Source organism: Streptomyces umbrinus (assembly GCF_030817415.1).
GTDB classification, from domain to species: domain Bacteria; phylum Actinomycetota; class Actinomycetes; order Streptomycetales; family Streptomycetaceae; genus Streptomyces; species Streptomyces umbrinus_A.
Window position 1 is genome coordinate 494,862 of sequence record NZ_JAUSZI010000002.1, and the last position, 14,955, is coordinate 509,816.

At 67.5% G+C, this 14,955-nt stretch carries 20 protein-coding genes and 4 pseudogenes; 6 read left to right on the plus strand and 18 right to left on the minus strand.

Going from position 1 to position 14,955, the window contains the following annotated elements; all coding sequences use genetic code 11:
• Nucleotides 1-68: 68 nt before the first annotated feature.
• From QF035_RS02870 to QF035_RS02880, 3 genes and pseudogenes are all read right to left on the minus strand, one after another.
• Entirely contained in the window at nucleotides 69-536 is a 468-nt protein-coding gene (locus QF035_RS02870; RefSeq protein WP_307517915.1) for an HIT family protein, read from the minus strand.
• Between the two features lie 23 nt (nucleotides 537-559).
• Nucleotides 560-780 (minus strand): annotated as a pseudogene (locus tag QF035_RS02875) (hypothetical protein); the annotation flags it as partial.
• Nucleotides 781-1,067: 287 nt separating this feature from the next.
• Nucleotides 1,068-1,262, minus strand: a complete 195-nt coding sequence (locus QF035_RS02880; protein ID WP_307532037.1) for a hypothetical protein — start codon at nucleotides 1,260-1,262, stop codon at nucleotides 1,068-1,070.
• On the opposite strand from QF035_RS02880, the pseudogene QF035_RS55630 reads away from it, so the two are divergent.
• Nucleotides 1,243-1,341: pseudogene (locus QF035_RS55630) on the plus strand (IS21-like element helper ATPase IstB); the annotation flags it as partial. The gene QF035_RS02880 and the pseudogene QF035_RS55630 sit on opposite strands and share 20 nt — an antisense overlap.
• Nucleotides 1,342-1,646: 305 nt before the next feature.
• Here the strand turns inward: QF035_RS55630 and QF035_RS02885 are convergent.
• The 5 genes from QF035_RS02885 to QF035_RS02905 all read right to left on the minus strand — a co-directional run bounded on the left by QF035_RS02885 (nucleotide 1,647) and on the right by QF035_RS02905 (nucleotide 4,946).
• Complete coding sequence (locus tag QF035_RS02885; RefSeq protein ID WP_307530858.1) at nucleotides 1,647-1,931, minus strand: IMP cyclohydrolase; 285 nt, start codon at nucleotides 1,929-1,931, stop codon at nucleotides 1,647-1,649.
• 133 nt (nucleotides 1,932-2,064) lie between these two features.
• On the minus strand, nucleotides 2,065-2,898 hold the full coding sequence (locus tag QF035_RS02890) for a transposase family protein (protein ID WP_307517916.1): 834 nt from the start codon (nucleotides 2,896-2,898) through the stop codon (nucleotides 2,065-2,067).
• A gap of 73 nt (nucleotides 2,899-2,971) precedes the next feature.
• The gene (locus QF035_RS02895; RefSeq protein ID WP_307517917.1) at nucleotides 2,972-3,448 is read right to left on the minus strand and encodes a hypothetical protein; all 477 of its coding nucleotides are present in this window, start codon (nucleotides 3,446-3,448) and stop codon (nucleotides 2,972-2,974) included.
• Between the two features lie 406 nt (nucleotides 3,449-3,854).
• Entirely contained in the window at nucleotides 3,855-4,589 is a 735-nt protein-coding gene (locus QF035_RS02900; protein ID WP_307517918.1) for a translation initiation factor IF-2, read from the minus strand.
• Nucleotides 4,590-4,733: 144 nt separating this feature from the next.
• Complete coding sequence (locus QF035_RS02905) at nucleotides 4,734-4,946, minus strand: hypothetical protein (protein WP_307517919.1); 213 nt, start codon at nucleotides 4,944-4,946, stop codon at nucleotides 4,734-4,736.
• Between the two features lie 312 nt (nucleotides 4,947-5,258).
• Here QF035_RS02905 and QF035_RS02910 point away from each other — a divergent pair, with 312 nt between their 5' ends.
• On the plus strand, nucleotides 5,259-5,408 hold the full coding sequence (locus QF035_RS02910) for a hypothetical protein (RefSeq protein WP_307517920.1): 150 nt from the start codon (nucleotides 5,259-5,261) through the stop codon (nucleotides 5,406-5,408).
• 663 nt (nucleotides 5,409-6,071) lie between these two features.
• On the opposite strand, the gene QF035_RS02915 is transcribed toward QF035_RS02910, so the two are convergent.
• A complete protein-coding gene (locus tag QF035_RS02915; RefSeq protein WP_307517921.1) occupies nucleotides 6,072-6,527 on the minus strand; it encodes an Lrp/AsnC family transcriptional regulator in 456 nt (151 codons plus the stop codon).
• Nucleotides 6,528-6,650: 123 nt separating this feature from the next.
• On the opposite strand from QF035_RS02915, the gene QF035_RS02920 reads away from it, so the two are divergent.
• Nucleotides 6,651-7,196 carry an RBBP9/YdeN family alpha/beta hydrolase gene (locus QF035_RS02920; protein ID WP_307517922.1) on the plus strand — a complete coding sequence of 182 codons (546 nt, stop codon included), beginning with the start codon at nucleotides 6,651-6,653 and terminating at the stop codon, nucleotides 7,194-7,196.
• An 816-nt stretch (nucleotides 7,197-8,012) separates the two neighbouring features.
• Here the strand turns inward: QF035_RS02920 and QF035_RS02925 are convergent.
• A complete protein-coding gene (locus tag QF035_RS02925; RefSeq protein ID WP_307517923.1) occupies nucleotides 8,013-8,399 on the minus strand; it encodes a winged helix-turn-helix transcriptional regulator in 387 nt (128 codons plus the stop codon).
• Between the two features lie 150 nt (nucleotides 8,400-8,549).
• Here QF035_RS02925 and QF035_RS02930 point away from each other — a divergent pair, with 150 nt between their 5' ends.
• Nucleotides 8,550-9,395 (plus strand): NAD(P)H-binding protein, encoded by an 846-nt coding sequence (locus QF035_RS02930; protein WP_307517924.1) that lies wholly within the window; start codon nucleotides 8,550-8,552, stop codon nucleotides 9,393-9,395.
• A gap of 73 nt (nucleotides 9,396-9,468) precedes the next feature.
• Nucleotides 9,469-9,654, plus strand: coding sequence for a DUF1737 domain-containing protein (locus QF035_RS02935; protein ID WP_307517925.1), 186 nt, complete (start codon nucleotides 9,469-9,471; stop codon nucleotides 9,652-9,654).
• Between the two features lie 503 nt (nucleotides 9,655-10,157).
• Here the strand turns inward: QF035_RS02935 and QF035_RS02940 are convergent.
• The 5 genes and pseudogenes from QF035_RS02940 to QF035_RS02960 all read right to left on the minus strand — a co-directional run bounded on the left by QF035_RS02940 (nucleotide 10,158) and on the right by QF035_RS02960 (nucleotide 12,135).
• Nucleotides 10,158-10,787, minus strand: a complete 630-nt coding sequence (locus tag QF035_RS02940) for a dihydrofolate reductase family protein (RefSeq protein ID WP_307517926.1) — start codon at nucleotides 10,785-10,787, stop codon at nucleotides 10,158-10,160.
• On the minus strand, nucleotides 10,788-10,925 hold the full coding sequence (locus tag QF035_RS02945) for a hypothetical protein (RefSeq protein WP_307532038.1): 138 nt from the start codon (nucleotides 10,923-10,925) through the stop codon (nucleotides 10,788-10,790).
• A gap of 125 nt (nucleotides 10,926-11,050) precedes the next feature.
• Nucleotides 11,051-11,305, minus strand: a pseudogene (locus tag QF035_RS02950) (SRPBCC domain-containing protein); the annotation flags it as partial.
• Nucleotides 11,306-11,308: 3 nt separating this feature from the next.
• On the minus strand, nucleotides 11,309-11,650 hold the full coding sequence (locus tag QF035_RS02955; protein WP_307517927.1) for an ArsR/SmtB family transcription factor: 342 nt from the start codon (nucleotides 11,648-11,650) through the stop codon (nucleotides 11,309-11,311).
• Nucleotides 11,651-11,667: 17 nt separating this feature from the next.
• Nucleotides 11,668-12,135: a hypothetical protein gene (locus tag QF035_RS02960; RefSeq protein WP_307517928.1), complete on the minus strand. Its 468-nt coding sequence runs from the start codon at nucleotides 12,133-12,135 to the stop codon at nucleotides 11,668-11,670.
• Between QF035_RS02960 and QF035_RS02965 the strand changes: the two genes are divergently transcribed.
• Nucleotides 12,125-12,292 (plus strand): hypothetical protein, encoded by a 168-nt coding sequence (locus QF035_RS02965; protein WP_307517929.1) that lies wholly within the window; start codon nucleotides 12,125-12,127, stop codon nucleotides 12,290-12,292. The genes QF035_RS02960 and QF035_RS02965 overlap by 11 nt on opposite strands.
• On the opposite strand, the pseudogene QF035_RS56205 reads toward QF035_RS02965, so the two are convergent.
• The 3 genes and pseudogenes from QF035_RS56205 to QF035_RS02975 form a co-directional block, all read right to left on the minus strand.
• Nucleotides 12,256-12,367, minus strand: a pseudogene (locus QF035_RS56205) (CbtA family protein); the annotation flags it as partial. The gene QF035_RS02965 and the pseudogene QF035_RS56205 sit on opposite strands and share 37 nt — an antisense overlap.
• Before the next feature lie 132 nt (nucleotides 12,368-12,499).
• Nucleotides 12,500-13,465, minus strand: a complete 966-nt coding sequence (locus QF035_RS02970) for a PfkB family carbohydrate kinase (RefSeq protein WP_307517930.1) — start codon at nucleotides 13,463-13,465, stop codon at nucleotides 12,500-12,502.
• Nucleotides 13,462-14,934, minus strand: coding sequence for a purine-cytosine permease family protein (locus QF035_RS02975; protein ID WP_307517932.1), 1,473 nt, complete (start codon nucleotides 14,932-14,934; stop codon nucleotides 13,462-13,464). Before QF035_RS02975 ends, QF035_RS02970 begins: the two co-directional genes overlap by 4 nt.
• Between the last annotated feature and the right edge of the window lie 21 nt (nucleotides 14,935-14,955).

The following is a 14,955-nucleotide window of genomic DNA, read 5'->3' on the forward strand; positions in this document are numbered from 1 at the left end:
CGACTGACTCCCGAACGCATCTCGAAACGACGTCCTTGGAGAGGTTCTGGCTCAACTTCCGTGGTCGGTTACGGAGCGGAAGGGTCAGGAAGTAGGTGCGCGCGAAGGGACTGCACGATCTCATCTGTAACTCCACCGGACACCCGTCGGTGTTCAGGCTGCCTGAGCAACTCGAAGACACTGGGGCCACGCAGTTTCTGTGGAAGGTCGCTCATGCGCGGGATGATGTGGAAGTGCACATGGGCGAACCCTTCGACCTCAGCGAACTGCGCAACGTAGGTCTTGACGCACCCAGTCACGTCGTGAAGAGCCCGAGACAACCTCACCTGCCACATTCCCAGCGTCTCGCCCTCCGTGTCGGTGAGCTCGTGGATGGCCGTGACGTGGCGGCGGGGCACCAGCACCAGCCATCCGGGTAGCGCCGTATCGAAAGCATGAGCTACCCGCCAATGCTGATCCGCGGTGATGCGCTCGCGTAGCGGCAGATCGTCGAATCGTTCTTCCTGGCCGCAGGTGTAGCAGCTGGGTGGCGTCATGCCAGGAATCGTATGGCGGTGAGTCATCCAGTCATCTTGATGATCGGGTCGAAAGGACGGGCCGCAGTTGCACGTTGCCTGTCACGCAGGAGTACATGTCTCCGTAGGAGGGCACGCCGGCTCGGCCGAACATTTGGCGCTTGAGCATCTTGATGCGGTTGACATGGCCTTCGACCACGCCCGAGCTCCACGAGGTGGAGAGTCCGGCGACGACCGCGTCGAGGTCGCGTTCGAGTCCGTTGGCGAAGGGAGGCCGGACGGCCGGGGAACGTGAGGTCGTCCAAAGCGGACACAGGTAGTCGTGGACGGGGCCATGGCCGCCCCTGTAGCCGCGCTCGGTGATCTCCTCCCACAACTTCCAGACGTTAGTGCAGCCTTCCTCCCACCGCTGATGAAGGTACGGCTTGAGTGATTCGAACCTCGTCCGCCGGTTCTGCCACTGACCGCGGGGGCTGGGCTCTCCTCGACTGGCGGCTCCGTTGGTTCTGTCGTCGGCGGAGCCGCGCGCAGGCAGGTGCGGTGCTGGGACACTCACCGCTCGGCAGCCTGGCCGAGGTTGTGCCACAGATGCCAGCGGTCGGCCACCTGGAGGGCCTGCGGGGCGCCGAGCGTGGTGCCTTCGGCGTAGCACGTGGCCCGGTCACGGCGGGAGACCTTGTTCTGCGGGTGCTGGGCGAGCCAGGCGGCGAGCGTCTCCGGCTCCCGGCCTCGGCTTTGCGCAGCCATCGTCGACCGGCTGACCTTCAACGACGCCATCATCCAGACCGGCACCGAGTCCTACCGACTCGCCACACCAAGGCTCTGACTGAGCAGACCGCAGCTATCTGATCAACTCAATCGACGTCGGCAACAGAGTTGACTTGCCGGATGGCACGGCCTCGATCTGTCCTGGCTCGAAGGCCGCAGCTGCCACACGGAGTTCAGGGTTGAGGGCGTTCCAGACCTCGTCCACGAATTGGTCCCTGCAACCAGCCGCAGTCCGGGCTTCGACGAATGGAGCACCGGTGACGATCTCACGACCGGCTGACACATAGGTCGTCATGAGCACGCAGTCACCCGGTTCCAGTTCCGTCACCGAAACCGTCAGCCGATTGCTCGCGGACCGCCCACTCAAGCTACGGCGAGCTGCACCAAACCAAGCTGTTCCAGGCCCGTCCAAGCCAACGACACGCTGATGCGGGGAGTGAAGATCGGCGGGTCCGGCTCATAGTCCAGCTGATCCAGGGCCGCCACCGGCAAGGCCCCGCCAGTGAGACGTTCCGCGATAGTCGCCACTTGCTCGCCGTTGCCGAGGACAAGCCAGTCCGTTCCTTCACGAGCGGCGGGATAGTGCCGAAGGGCGTCCCGCTCCGCTGGGCCGGTGGGCGCGACAGTCAGTTCCCCTTGGCGGCGGATTGGAGTCCGCCAAACTCAGTGAGGCTGCGCCAAGCTCGTTTCCGCAGTTCAGTGAGGCTGGTGTGATGCGCCGGTGAAGTCCTCACGCTGGTAGGCGGCGTGATCGTCGGGGCGAGATCGTCCGCCCGTCTCGTCACCGCTGTACTTCGCTGTTCGCCAGGACGAGCAGGGCTCGCAGGAGCGTGGTGGCCTGCCGGGTGTCGGTGCGGAGCTTGGTCAGGGTCCGCCATGACTTGAGGTTCGCGAAGCCGTGTTCGTTGGCGGCGCGTTCGCGGCTGACCAGGCGGTTCGTCTCCTTCTCGGCAGCGGTCAGCTGGTGGTTGCGGGTGGCCTTGCGGCCGGTGATGATCACCGGGTCGTCGTCGGGTTTGTCGTCGAGGCCGACGAAGCCGAGGTCGGCCAGGGCGCCGAGGCCGGCTTCCCGCAGGTGTCCGGTGATCTTGTTGTGGCGGGCGGTGGTGATCTCGCTGGACCGGCCGGGCTTGGCCGCGGAGATCCAGATCAGGTTGCCCTTCTCGTCGGTCAGCGCGAGAAACAGCAGGCCATGGGTCTTGTGCTTGCCTGAGTAGTTCTTCCGGTCGTCCTTCCCGGTGCGGCGGTGGGTGCGGATCAGGGTGCCGTCGAGGAGGACCACGACCCCGCCGCTGCGGGCGATCTTCTTCAACGCCCGGTCCAGGCGCGGGGACCGGGCGGCCAGCAGCTTCACGACTTCCTTCACCCAGCGGCGAACGGTGGACTCCCCGACACTGTTGCCGCCGGCCATGTCGGCCAGACGCTGGTCGTGGCGCAGGACGGCGAGCACGATGACGGCCTGCCGGCCGGGTTCGGCCTTGCGCCAGGGCGAGCGCATCTGGTTCCGGCGCCGGCGTATCAGGTCGGCGACGAGGCTGATGGTCCGCTTCGACAGCGGGAGGCGGACCTGGTAGACAACTTCCTGAGTGTCCTCGGCGGGCTGGTTTTTGCTCACACATCTACCAACTCCCGCCGGGGGCCCTCGCGTTACGGCAGGAATCGGCCCGTCCGGCCGTCAACACCGCTGGTCAGCGTGGTCGGTAGCGGCCCGATGCGGTGCGGACGAGCCAGCCACGGTCGGAAAGTTTGCGCAGCTGGCCCCGGACCGGCTCGATCTTCGCCGGGGTCGTCTCCCGGCCCAGCGCGAGGGCGACATTCCTGGCCATCACCGGACCGTCCGCCCCGGCCACGATCTCCATGATCCGGCGGTACTCCGAGGTCAGGGCCTGAAGCCCCATCCCCTCGACGCGATCGGGCACCACCCGCATCCCGCCCGCACCCGGGCCCACCGTCACAGCAACCGGCTCCGGCTCCGGCTCCGGCGACACGATGCCCGGCGGTCGCCGTCCACCGACGGTGGCCTCGGACCATTGCCCGAACACCACCTCGGCGGCCTCCAACCGGGCCATCTCCAGCTCGAGTTCACCCAGCTCCTTGCGCAGCAGTTCGGCGCGTTTCGCCAGCTCAAGCCGCCGCTCGATCGTCCACGTCAGTACGTCCGTCATGAACATTCCTCCCGACGCGGAACCTACGCAGCAGCCCCCGAACCTCACGCCAGAACCCGCGAGAACGCCCACGCCAGACGATCTCGTGCTAACGATCACGCCACCTGTCAGCGTGAGTACCTCACCGGCGCATCACACCAGCCCCACTGAACTGCGGAAACGAGCTTGGCGCAGCCTCAGTTAAGACAACCCCAGTTTGGCTCGCATCCCTTGCGACTGGCAGTCCTCTCCCAGGATCCAAGCGCCCTGACAGGTCGCCAGCTCGCCGGGAACCGCACGCCGAAGCAGTGAGTGAGCTGCTGAGACAGACGCGTTCCAGGCTCTTCGCCGCAGGTTCGAGCCCTGTCTGCTGTTCGATCCTGATGGGGCACACGGGCCTGTGGCTCGAGGGAGCCAGGCATCCCGTTCAGTGCGGTGACGCCGTCGGGTGCAGGGCGTTGCCGACGGTGCAGCCGCCCTCTCCGGGCATCCGCTGGATCCGGGGCGGCACCCACACCTCGGTGGCACCGGGGCCCACTCGGGCGAGAAGGCAGTCCTGCGCGTCGAAGCCGTTGCCGTTCACCGACAGGAGAACTCCGACCAGGCCGCCGTCCGCCTTCACCTCGGTACGAACCGCCGGATGTAGATCCAGGGCGGCGAGCCTACGGCTCACCTCGGCCTCGTCCACCCGGCCGCCCTCCGGAACCCGGGGGAGTTTCGCGCGGAGCTCCTCGTACGGCAGCCGGGGCGGTTCGGGTGGCGCGGCGAAGGTCAGCGGAGGGCCATCCGGGCAGTCCACGTCACGGGGATCCTCACGCCACTCCGACTTGGGCGACACCCGCACCACGAAACAGCGCCGCACGGCGACTTCCTCAGGGTCGAGCCATCCGTTGTACGCCGAGCCGGACGTGCGGACGACCACGTCGATGCCGTCCCCGTCGTTTGTCGAGGTACCCGTCACCCGCAGTACTTCCACCCCGTCGATGCCGGAGGCGGAGCGCCCGACCTCCTCCGCCGTGCGCGGACGCTGGCCGTAGAGACGCTCGCCCGCCTTCCTGGCTACTTCCCGTGCGGCGTCCGTCGCCTCGCCCTGGGAGGAGTGCACCACCCCGCAGCCGGCGGTGAACAGCAACAGCGGGGCGAGCAGCAGCAGTCGGCGCATGTGTCACCCTTCCGGCGCCGCGCGCGGCGGGCAACCGCTCTCGTGCTTGGACCGGCACAGGTGATCGTACTCAGCCGGTGCGGCGACCAGACATGGGCGCGCACCGCGAGGTTCAACCGCAGGTGTACACGTCGATCTCGATCTTCATCCGGGGTCGGCGAGCCACAGACCATCATCGTGGCGGCGGGCCGCTCGTCGCCGAAGCGGCCGCGGAGCAGGGGTCAGCACGGCTCGAAGTCGTCGCGGTTGGGCAGGAGGTAAGGCCCGGACGAAGGTGCAGTCCGCTTCCTTCAGCGCGTATTCGATGGTGCGGAGGCACTGCTCGGCCGGGTCGACGACGTCGTCCGAGATGGCCATCGTGCGGTAGTCGAAGCCAGTCGTCGTACGTGCACCCGGTCGCCGTCGACCACAGCTCGGGCGCATCCGAACTGCTCCTCGTAGGTGGATCCGTTGCGGATCGCGCGTCGCTCGCTGATGCGGGAAACAGTAGGAGGGTCATGAGTTGTCTGGGTTGTGATGCCCAGTCAGGCCCGTGCGGCTAGGTCCCATCCCGCCTTCTGCGGCATCTCGGACCAACACCTGGGTGAGTTGGTCGCCGAACTCGGGCCGCGGCGGGAGGCGCGGTGCGAGTCCGAACAGCACGAACGTCACGAGGGTGGCCGCCGGCGAATGGCCGGGGCCGGCCCGAAGTACGGGCTGGTCTTTGTCGACCGGCCGCTGTCGACGCCGGTCCACCTCCGGACCGGACTCATCTACCAGGCCCTGGGGGTGATCTACGAGGTGGGCTCGCTCGTACACGTATTCACGACCACCTGCTGAACCACGCTTCAGTCCAACCCCTGGGCCGGCACGCCTCGGCTTCAATCGCGGGACAGCCCGTCAATGTCGGCGGGCCTGGTGTTTCTGCCTGAGGTGGACGGCCCAGTGCTCGTTGAGGTCGCCGGTGGCGATCAGTTCTCTGAGCTTGACGACTCCTTCTGCTCCGGCCAGTGACCAGCGGGCTCCCGTGATGTCGAGGCGGTCGCTGGTGCCAGCACGAGTGACGCCCCCTCACGGCGTCGGGGGGGCGCCCCCGGGCAGGTGGGTACTGTGCGACGTGGGCCAGGTCCACGGTGGTCTCGACGCCATCAGCCTTCAGAACGACGGTGCCGCGGCGCGCGGAGACGGCCTCGCCGCACAGAGTGGTCCCACCCTGTCGGATCAGTAGCCCTGGCGGGTCGTTGGGCAGGGCCTACCAGATCACGCCGACCGCGGCGACGAGCAGGCCCGTACACAGGCAGGTCAGCACGATGCCGTTGCGGAGGTATCGGCGCTCGCCAGGGCCACGTCGTGGTCTTCGACCGCGAAGGCCGACCACCCGTACCGACGCCGGCGACGCGGCCTGCGTACGGACGGCCGTGCGCGGCGCGCAACAGGATCAGGGCGCCGATTCCGCCGGCAGGGTCTCGCGCGCTGCTCTGCCCCTGTGGCCAGGCGTTGCGGTCATGACGTTGTCGACGGTGCCGTGGGCAGCGACTTGGGTGGGTAACTGCGCAGTACGAGGGAGGTGGTGACTGGTCCGTAGCGGGCGAGGGAGTCCACGACCTGCTCAAGGCGTTCGGCATGAGGACAGTGCACGTCGAACAGCAGGCAGTCCTCGCCGGTCACACGGAGAGTCGAGACGACCTCGGGAGTTTGGGTGGCGAGGGAGAGTGCTTGGGGCAGCTGCGACTGGGTGGTGCGTAGCCGGATGACCGCATGGATGTTCAGCCCCACCGCGGCTGGGGCGACGACGGCGCGGTAGCCGGTGATGATCCCGTGCTTCTCCAGGCGTTGGATGCGGGCGCCGGCTGCCGGCTGGGACAGCCCGACTCGGCGTCCGACCTCGGCTCCGGTGAGCCGTCCGTCCGTCTGGAGAAGCTCCAGGATGGCGCGGTCGATCTTGTCGAGTGATTCCATCGTTGTCGCATCCATTTTCTTTGAGATCAATTGCTGGGCCCAGTAATTGCCGCTGGTCCATCGAGAATCGCCCCAGGAGGTGTCCACAGATGGTGGGGGCCACGATTGGAAGGGCGGTGCGCGATGGCGGCGTACGTCATCATCCCCGGGATCGACGGTTCGGATGAGAGGCACTGGCAGAGCTTGTGGGAGAACCAGTGGGGAGCCTCAGCGGTCCGGATCACCCCGGCCTCGTGGAGCATGCCGGACCTGCAGGACTGGGTGGCCGCAGTCCAGGCTGCCTACGAAATCGCTTCCGAGCGCGACGGTCAGGTGGCGCTGGTGGCTCACAGCCTTGGCTGCTGGGCAGCGGCTCGGTGGCTGGACCGGGCGCGGCCCGACGGAGTTACGGCGTTCTTTGTCGCGCCACCCGATCCCCAGGGACCGGCGTTCCCACGGGAGGCCGCGTCAACGTTCCTCGACCTGTCCGCTCGCCCTCTGCCATGCCGGGGCATGATGGTCGCCAGCAACGACGACCCCTACTGCGACCCGACGACGTCGGCCTCGTTCGCTCATGGGTGGCAGGCACAACAGCATCTCGTCGGAGGCCACGGGCACATCAATGCCGACAGCGGCCTCGGCGACTGGCCGGCAGGCCGGGAACTCCTTCGCACGCTCATAGACCGATGAGATGACCGATCCGACGCGGAGGCATCGCTCCAGCCTTCGCGTGCAGGCTGCCGAGCAGTTGCCCGGCCTGTTCGGCCGGGCATGGTGCTAACAGTCCTGAAATGACCCCACTTTTCCGGCTTGGGTTCTAGAGGTGGCCGCAACACCTGCCCCTGATGGGTGTTGCGATAACCAAGGCACGTCGGACAGTCGCCCTATTGAGGCCGGCGCGAACCACCCGAGCCATCGATGGGGAATCCGACGTCGCCTGAACCATCCCGTCGTGGTGAGACCGCAGCGTGAGATCCTCCGGGCATGCGAGCTGTCGCCGATGGGACCACGCCCGCCTCGCGTTTGGTGCTCGTGGACCAACTCGAGACCGACGACGGATACACCTTCGATCCGGACAGCCCGCTGTTCTTGTCAGCCGGCGCCCGGATTGGCTTCGAGGGCGGTAATCCAGTCGTCACTCGAGCGAGCGGTGAACGGCTCCGTCCCGCCGGCTCCTGGTCCACACGCTGCGGGATCGGCTACCGCACCACCGCTTCTTGAACTCGATCGCTCCGGGCAGGTGCCTCAGCCGCTGAGCACGTCACTCCGCACCTGAATGGGCACGTGACTCAGTACTCCGACAGCTGGACTACCGACGACAGCTTCGGCGGGACGGTCGGCCGCCGGCTCGAAGAAGCCCTGGTCCGGTCACGACCCGTTCCGCTTCGCCGAGTTCATCAGCCTGGATGAGAGACCACCATCCGCCATGCGGACTCGGCGCGCCGCCTCCTGGAAATCCGTATCGAGTCGCTGTCAGCTGTGAAGCGATCAGCGGATGACCGATGTTCAGGGCCTGGCGTCATAGTCGTGCCGGGCCAGCTCGACTTTGTCGAGGTTGCTGGTGGCCCATTCAGCGAGGTGGGCGAAGAGCGGGGCGAGGCTTCGGCCGAGCTCGTTGATCTCGTACTCGACCCGAGGGGGGACCTCTGGGTGGTAGGTGCGCACGACGAGGCCGTCGCGTTCCAGCTGACGAAGCCGCTGAGTCAACACCTTCGGTGTGATCGCGGTGATCCGGCGTTCCAGTTCAACGAACCGTTGCCGACCGTGCATGTTGAGGGTCCACAGGATCGGTGTGGTCCACCGGCTGAACACGATGTCCACGACCGGGCCGATCGGACAGGCCAGTTCGGGGTCTGCCAGTGCGGATGCCATCCAGGTCTCGTCGCCGGCCATGCGGACTCCCCCTATAGATAGTCACTTTCCTGTAGGTACCTACTATACCGGCGGTGTTAGCTTCACCGGGTCGCGGCGAGGTTGTTCCGAGCCACGACGTTCTCGCCCGCTCGGGCGCGCCACCAGGATGAAGTGACAGGGGAGTTGTTCATGATCGTAGTGACGGGGGCGACCGGCAACGTGGGCCGGCCGCTCGTGCAGGCACTTGCGGCAGCCGGCGAGCAGGTGACCGCGGTGTCCCGAGGGGTCTCGGACGCGGCTGTGCCGGACGGCGTGCGACACCGGCAGGCCGACCTGACCGACCCGGAGAGCCTTCGGCCCGTTCTTGACGGCGCTGACGCGCTGTTCCTGCACGACGGCGGTGCCAGTGCCCATCTGTTGAGCCCACAGGACATCCTCGACACCGCGAAAGCCGGCGGAGTCGACCGCATTGTGTTGCTGTCCTCCATTGGAGTCGCCACCCGGCCGCAGTCGGCCTCCCACGGAGGCATGATGCGAGCCATCGAGGACGCCGTGCGGCAGTCGGACATGGACTGGACGATCCTGCGGCCTGGTGCCTTCAACTCCAACGCGTACGCCTGGGCGGAGACGGTCCGTGCGCATCGCACGGTCGCCGCGCCGTTCGGTGACGTCGGTCTGCCGACCATCGACCCGGCCGACATCGCGGAGGTCGCCGCCGCAGCCCTGCACGAGGACGGCCACACAGGACAGGTCTACGAACTGACCGGGCCCGTCCTCACCACACCCCGGCAAGGAGCCCAGGCACTCGGCGAAGCGCTCGGCGAGCCGGTCCGGTTCATCGAGCAGACCCGCGAGGAGGCCCGCGCGCAGATGCTGCGGTTCATGCCCGAGCCCGTGGTCGAGACCACCCTCGATGCCATCGGCGAGCCCAACCCAGCCGAGCAGCGGATCAGCCCCGACGTCGAGCAGGTCCTCGGCCGAGCGCCCCGCACCTTCGCCGACTGGGCCCGACGCAACATCGCCGCCTTCCAGTAACGACCTTGGGAACGATTGATTTCGGGACATGCCGGCCCGGCACTCGAATGACGGGCCTGAGATCCTTTTCCTTATGAACACACCACCAGACGGATTGCCGATCTACCGAGTCCTGACCGGCCCGGACGACGCCGCGTTCTGCCAACGTGTGAGTGAGGCGATTGGCCTTGGCTATGAACTGCACAAAGGCCCGGCCATCACCTTCAATGGTGAGAACGTCATCATCGCCCAGGCTTTGGTCTGGCCGACGCTGTCGTAGCGGCCCTGGAGACAGCGGTGCCCGTGATCGGCCCATGACATGAGAAGGGCCGCCCGGGTGGGGTGAGTTGTGGGTAGCTCTCGTCGTTCCGATCTTGAGGGTTGCGCGTCGAACGGAAGTCTCGATCGGGTGGATGCCGCTGGCTGCTGGGCATGCAGGCAGGGCCTCTTGGTCGCTCGGGGTTGCGAAGCCGACCGAGATCCAGGAGGCCCAAATCCCTTGTTGAGGGCGTTCCCCTACGGACCGGTTGTTGCTGGGGAGCGTTCGAGTACCGGGATCGTGACGTCCAGCGGCTGCCCGACGGGCAGCGCCTCGCTTTAGACGGTGCGCACGGTCCCGGTGCCTGTAGCGCCGGCGGTCATTCCACGACAACGCCGTGAGGCCCCTCCCGGAGGAGAGCGCGGCCGAGATCGCGGCCCGAACGCTCACCCTTCCTGACGCTCAGAGCGTCGAGGATCTCACCGCGCTGCCGACCTCGTCGGGGAACGCTGAGTTCGCGACAGTTACCGCTCCCGGACTGCGTAGGTCAGGTGAGTCACCCGCGGTGTCGGCTCCGCGCGGACCGGCTCCAGGGCCACGCGGCCCGCGTCCACGCCCTCGAACAGGCGGATTCCGGAGCCGATCAGCACGGGTGAGAGCGTGATCGAGAACTCGTCGATCAAGCCGGCGTTCACGTACTCCAGGATCGTTGCGCCGCCGCCCGCGATGCGGACGTCCCGGTCGCGGGCACCCTCGCGGGCCTGGTCGAGTGCGATCTCGATGCCGTCGTTGACGAAGTGGAAGGTGGTCCCACCCGGCCGCTCCCAGGGGTCACGCTTCTCGTGCGTCACGACGAAGACCGGCGTGTGGAACGGTGCCTCCTCCGGCCACGCCTGTTCGCCGAGGTCGAACATGCGCTTGCCCATGACGCTCGCGCCGGTGCGCTCGAACGTCTCCCGCGCGATGTCGTTGTCGCGCCCTTCATCGCCGCCCTCGCCGAGCTTCAGGTTCTCCCGGATGAACCGCTGCGGGAATGCCCACTGCTGCAGTTCCATCCACTGCGCCATCCAGCGATCCGGGTCGTCCATGCGCTCCTCGGGCGCGATGAACCCGTCCAGCGACATCGTCACGCTGAAGAACACCTTCCCGGCCATCTAGCCCTCAACTCCCTTCCGAACGATCTCGGTGACGTAGGCAGCCAGGTTGCTCAGGGTCTGTCGGCCACCCTCGATCGCGTGGTACTTCTCGACCGCCTCGTCGCGCAGCTCCTTGGTGGGGAACACCGTGCGCATCTCGATCCGGGTCGCCGCTCCGTCGGGAGCGAAGGTGAGGACCGACTCGAAGGCGTCTCGAAGGCGTTCGGGTCGTCGCGGGACTCACCGTGCAATAGCTCGATCCGCTCCGGCGGGGCGATCCCGGTCCAGGAAATCCACTCCTGGTAGTCCGTCCCGTCCGGTCCGTGCATCACGAAGTCCCACTCCCCGCCGACACGGAACTCGAACGACCGCGTGGTGGTGGTGAACCCCTCCGGTCCCCACCATCGCGACAGGTGCCGGACTTCGGTGAACGCCTCGAACACCAGCTCCCGTGTGGCATTGATGACCCGGGAGATCACGATCTCGCGGTCGGCCGTCGCTGACTGCGCCGACGCGCCCCGTCCTGTCGCTGCCATCGGTCACTCCTCCTGCGTTGCCTGCTTGAGGTCCTGCACGTACTCGTCCAGCCGGTCGAAGCTCTCGTTCCAGAACCGCTCGAACCCTCCGGTCCACTCGTGGACCGGTCGCAGCCCGCGGGCGTCCAGGCCATACAGGCGCTGCTTGCCTGCCTTGCGGTCCCGCACCAGCCCGACCTCCCGGAGCACCCGCAGGTGTTTGGACGCCCCCGGCTGGGTCATCCCCAGCTCCTGGGCCACCTCGGTCACCGGCCGCTCACCCGCCCGCAGCAGTACCAGGATCTCCCGGCGCTGCGGCTCGGCGATCGCGTTGAAGACGTCCGACGTCGTCGCTGCTCGTGCCATGGCGCCATCATATGCCGTTATCGGCATGCGTCAAACGGAGGAATCAGGTGGGTCTTGTCAGATGGCATGCCGTACTTGTGCCGACACTGCTGCACCACGTCCCAGCCCGTGCCGTCCTGGTCCTGCCGGGCGCCCGCGACGATGCCCACCAACTGGTGCGCGATGTGCCAGGCGAGGGGGCGGCGGACCTGCCGGGTACTCAACCGACACGGCATGGGCTCCTCCTCCCCTGCCTCACCCTCCGGTTCATCGTGAGCGGGCGTGTCGCAATCCGGCGCCAGTGCGGCCGTGTGGAGCGGCACGCAGGGGGCGTCCCAGGTGCTGAACAGCTCGTTGAGGTGGTCACGGAAGTCGTTCAGGCTCCTGTTGACCGGGCCGCACAGGACGAGGCTGTTGCTGGTCATGCCCTTGTGGCCGAACAGGTGGGCCGGGTCGTCGTTGACGGTGGCGAGCAGCGCGACGGCCTGGTGGACGATGTCGAGCACGACCCATTCGGCTTCGTACACCTACGGTGGGACTCAGGAGTCCCTCGTCGCGCGACTGGACCGGACCGTGGGCAACCCGACCGCGAAGGCCGCGATCGACATGGCACTGTGGGAAGTCCTCGGGTTGGCGCGGTACTTCAGGAACGGCACGACGTAAACCGCGGGCGGGGCGCAGCCGGACACCAGCCATCCGGTCGCCCGGGCTCAAGCGCCCCACCCGGCCGAGTGCGAAGGGCGGGCCGGCGGCTTCCCAGATGCAGCAGGCAACGGGAGCGGCGAGCCCACTGGTCTCGAAGGCCGGCGTCCGAGTCTTCTCAGAGTCAGCGGCATGCCGTGTCCCGTCTCAGGTCAAAGCCTGAGACCGTCAGCTCAATCCCAACGCACTCGACCTCTCCTCGCCCAGCAGCGCAGCCAGTTCGTCCGAGGTCGGCCCGGTCGCAGGACCCCGCCGTGTCACCGCCAAAGCGGCCGCCGCGTTGGCCCCGCGCGCCGCATCGTAGGCGGATGCTCCGCGTCCCAGCAGTGCCAGGAACGCGCCGACATGTGCGTCGCCGGCCCCATTGCTGTCGACCGCGTCCACGGGAAACCCGGGGACGTGCACGATGTCATGAGAGCCCGGTGCCGCCAGCCAGCATCCGTCCTTGTCAGCCCGTACGACGACCCCGGCCCCGCTCCGGAGACGCCGGCGCAGCACGTGCGCGGCTTCCCGCGGCTCGGCGATCCCCGTCATGAGCTGGGCCTCCCGTGCGTTGCAGCTCAACCAGTCGGTCCGGGCCAGGACCGGGTCCAGGACCTCGGCCAGGATGTCCGCCACAAGCGGCGCGGGGTCCAGGCAGACTCGTACGTCTTCCGCGAGGCTTGCGACCGTGCGGGACAGCAGAGGGCCGTTCACCTGCATCACCAGGCTGTAGCCGGACACCTGCACCAGGTCGCCGCCGCGCACGGACGCGGCGATCGTCTCCGCCTCGTCGGATGTCATGCGTGCGTCGACCCCGAAGCTCGTGACGAAGGTCCTCTCGCCTCCTCCGTCGACCAGAGCCACGCAGAATCCGGTGTCGCCGTCGGAGCGCTCCGGAAGTACCAACCCGATACCCTCCGCCGCGAGCGCGGCACGCACCAACTCCCCATAGGGGCCGGTGCCATGGAGCCCCGCGTACACGGCTTCGGCGCCCAGCCGACGGGCCGCGGTGAGTGTATTGAAGCCTCCACCCGCGTACATCTCGGTGCGGGTTCCGATGACATCGCCACCGCGCTCGGGCAGAGTGGGCACGTCGATGACCAGGTCGACGATGACGTTCCCCGCGAGGACGACGCGGTAGTCGTTGTTCATCGAGTGGCCTCCTCAAGCGTGGTGGAACCGGTGGCGGAGTCGGCGGTCACGGGTGGACGCCGTCCGAGCAGCGTGTAGGCCGCACCGGCTGTGACGATCGCGATGAGCCACCCCAGGCCGTTCGTACCGAGCCAGGAATCGGCCAATGGCCCGGCGAACCACACATCGTCCGCGCCGGTCGCGGCCTTGGTGAAGAGCAGCCCGGCTGCGATCGCGGCCAGCCACGCGAAGACGGCGGGCAGATGGAACCCGCCGGTGTACCAGTAGCGGCCGCCGCGTCCCTTGTCCATCAGACCGGCGGGGTCGTAGTGACGGCCTCGGAGCATGTCGACGGCGATGACACCGATCCAGGCGGAGATGGGCACGGCGAGCAGAGTCAGGAAGGTGCTGAACGGACCGTAGAAGTCGTCCGCAACGAGCATGAAGTAGATGCCACCGAGGAACATCAGGACGACATCCAGAACGACCGCCCAGGCACGCGGCACACGAATCCCGAGCGTGATCATCGTCAATCCGGCCGAGTAGGTGGAGAGGTGATTGGACATCAGCAGTCCGCCGAACGCCGCGATCAGATACGGAACCGCCATCCAGGACGGCAGCATCGCGTTGATCGCCGCGACCGGATCGGCGGAGGTGGCGAGCGTCGGATCACCGGCCGTGAGGAGTGAGCCCAGGGAGATCAGCAGCACGAGTGGAATACCGGCCCCGAACGCCGAGGCGCGCACGAGCCGCATGCCCGGGATCGCCCTCGGCAGGTAACGGGCGTAGTCCGCACCGGCGTTGGCCCATCCGATGCCGGTGCCGGCCGCTATGAAGCCGATGCCTGCGATGACGCCGCTGACCGGGCCGGCCGGGATGTCGAGCACTTTCGACCAGTCGACGGTCGCCACGAGGAAGCCCATCACAGCGAGGTTCAGGACTCCGAAGACCACTGTCGCCCACTTGTTGATCCACATGATGGTGGCGTGGCCGAGCCCGCTGATCATCAGCGTGCAGGCGATGAAGACCAGCAGGCAGAGCAGTGTGAGGACGGTGCCCCGGCCGACCCCGAAGACCGTGTTGAGCAGGGCGAGCAGCGCGTACGCCGCCGTGGTCGTGGTGATCGTCTCCCAGCCGACCCGGCTCATCCAGGTCACCAGGGTCGGCCCGTGGTTGCCGCGCTGCCCGAACACCGCACGTGACAACGTCAGGGCCGGGGCCCCGCCCTTCTTGCCCGCAATGCTCAACGCTCCCACCAGCGCGAACGAGCCCACCGAACCGCCGACCGCGACGAGGACGGCCTGCCAGATGTTCAGGCCGCGGAAAGCGACGAGGGTCGCGCCGAGCGGCAGACCCAGGATCGAGATGTTGGCGGCGAACCACGTCCAGAACATCTGGCTCGCGTGACCGTGCCGCTCGCTGTCGGGGACCGGTTCGATCCCACGGGTCTCCACGGTGCCGACGCGGTCGTTCTTCGTTGAAGCAGCCATCGCGGGACCTCCTTGCCTGTG